Raw genomic sequence first — 2,245 nt, 5'->3', positions numbered from 1 at the left:
GGCGGATTTGACTTCAAATACGGCACCTATGGTGTGATGTATGGCACCAATAGTACCTATGTGAACCCGCCGGACGTTGACTCACTTCGTGGGCACAAGACCACTAAGGAGATGTTCTCTCCGTATGGACTGATGGCTGCAAATGGCATTTTGCAGCTTCCGGTTCTGTCGCCTGCGATACACAGCAATATCTGCATCTGGTACAAGGATATGAGCGGCAATTTTGACCTCAACAACATCGTGTTGTGGCAGACCGCAAACATCGATCAGCTCGCTACGGATGCGGGGTATAACTACAACCTGTTTATCGCAAAAGCCGAGATGGCCATTGATTTTGGCAATGGCTACAAAATGGCGATCATTCAGAACCTCAAGTGGAACAACAATGATGGTGTGGGCACTTCCGGCGCCCAGCAGTCGCTGCAGCTGACCATCCCTGACGCCACGCCGGTGATCCTGAAAGCGGTGCAGGCGTTCACTGGCGGCATCCCGGTATTCCCGACCGGACTGAACTACATCCCCGAAAGCTCTGATCAGAGTATCTGGGGGAATGTGCAGCCGACAAACGGGTTTAGGTATAATTTGTTTAAGAAGGTCGGCGGTGGAATCTTCGCACCTGGTGATCTGATTAACCCATGGATTGCCCATCAGCGAGCCAACCCGGACTACAAGTTCGGTACGACGTTCTACGAAGATTATGGATACAGCAATCTTCCGCTGCTCGTAAAAGGCGGGAATGCGATCGGCTCGTACTTTGCGAAGGACTTCACCGTAAGTGTGGTGTCTGTTGACGCCGCAAACGGTCGCACGACTATTGATGTTCCCGCTGCGTATAAACCTTTCGTATTCATGGGGGTTCCCCTGAATATCACAGCAGGGTCGTCAACGGGTTACACGGGCGAAACGCGCATTCACGGTCGTAAATTTAAAGTGGATGGCAGTCTGAGCGGGCAATACGTGCTCGATGCCGTTGTCGGTGCAACTGGTGATGAGTTGACTATCAATCAGCGCACCCTGACCCCGCGTACCTATTACCGCGACTATACCGCAGACGCTCTGACAGCAAACGGTAGCTTTACCCTGCGCGGGACGGTTATGCGTTTCGGGTATAACGCAGGGGCGACAGGCACGAGAGCGGTTGAGTTTTATGTCGGCGGGGCAACTACTAAATCTGCTGATATAACTGCATACGGGACCTCAATCGGTCTTAATGCCTCGGCTCTTGTCTTTGGGGGGAACATTGGCTTCAGTGCGACAAATACCTGGGATATAGGCTCCGCGGGTAATACCGTTAAAAATATCTACTCCCAGAATGCGGTAACTGTTGTTTCAGACCGTGATCACAAACCGGTGCGGGAGGCAATACCCGATAATATCCTGGATATATGGGGAACAATTGCTATCAAGCGATTTAAATACGACTGGGCCATTGCGGAGAAAGGCGAGGATGGCGCTCGCTGGCATGTGGGCTACATTGCACAAGATATCGTTGAAGCGTTTGCAGCCGCAGGGGAAGATGCTACTGAATGGGCCTTGGTTGTCCATAACGAATGGGATGCCCAGCCCGAACAGGTGGAGTCATGGGATGACGAGTACGAAACCATTCCGGCGCAGTACGATGAGCAGGGGGTTAAGATCTCAGAGGAAACACAGGTTCTTATACGCCAGGCAGGATCTCGAGTAACTAAGGAAGCGATACCAGCAGGAAGCGAATGGCGCCTGGTTATGGATGAGTGTAATGCGATGGAGAACGCCTATCAGCGCAGAAGACTGGACAGAATAGAAGGTGCTGCGGGTTAAATTAGCAACGGAAGTAGGGTGCCAAGGATGGGTTCGTTTCTCTATTAATTTTTGGTATCAAAAATATTTTTTTATCGGTTTCGTTCGGTATCAATTTATTTCCAGTTCGGTATCAATTTATTTCGCGCGCTATAGTCCACAGTGAAAACCGCCTGCGTTATCCGCAATACCGCGCCCCGGGCTCGGATAAATGGCAGCGCATCTCCTGGGATGAAGCTTTTAACCGCATCGCCAGACTGATGAAAGCCGACCGCGACGCCAACTTTATTGAAAAGAACGAGCAGGGCGTGACGGTTAACCGCTGGCTTTCCACCGGCATGCTGTGCGCCTCGGCGGCAAGCAATGAGACTGGCATGCTGACGCAAAAATTTGTGCGTTCGCTCGGCATGCTGGCGGTAGACAACCAGGCACGCGTCTGACACGGACCAACGGTAGCAAGTCTTGC

The 2,245-nt window shown here is 51.8% G+C and carries 1 protein-coding gene and 1 pseudogene; both read left to right on the top strand.

The features are described 5' to 3' along the window. On the top strand, positions 1-1,800 hold a 1,800-nt coding region (locus tag HMPREF3096_RS12080; RefSeq protein ID WP_176747749.1), incomplete at its 5' end, for a tail fiber domain-containing protein. A 134-nt stretch (positions 1,801-1,934) separates the two neighbouring features. Then, positions 1,935-2,245, top strand: a pseudogene (locus tag HMPREF3096_RS31445) (molybdopterin-dependent oxidoreductase); the annotation flags it as partial.

This window comes from Klebsiella sp. HMSC25G12 (assembly GCF_001807705.1).
Lineage (GTDB): Bacteria > Pseudomonadota > Gammaproteobacteria > Enterobacterales > Enterobacteriaceae > Klebsiella > Klebsiella variicola.
Note: the sequence above shows the minus strand (reverse complement) of the source record. Positions and strands in the feature narration are given on the sequence as shown.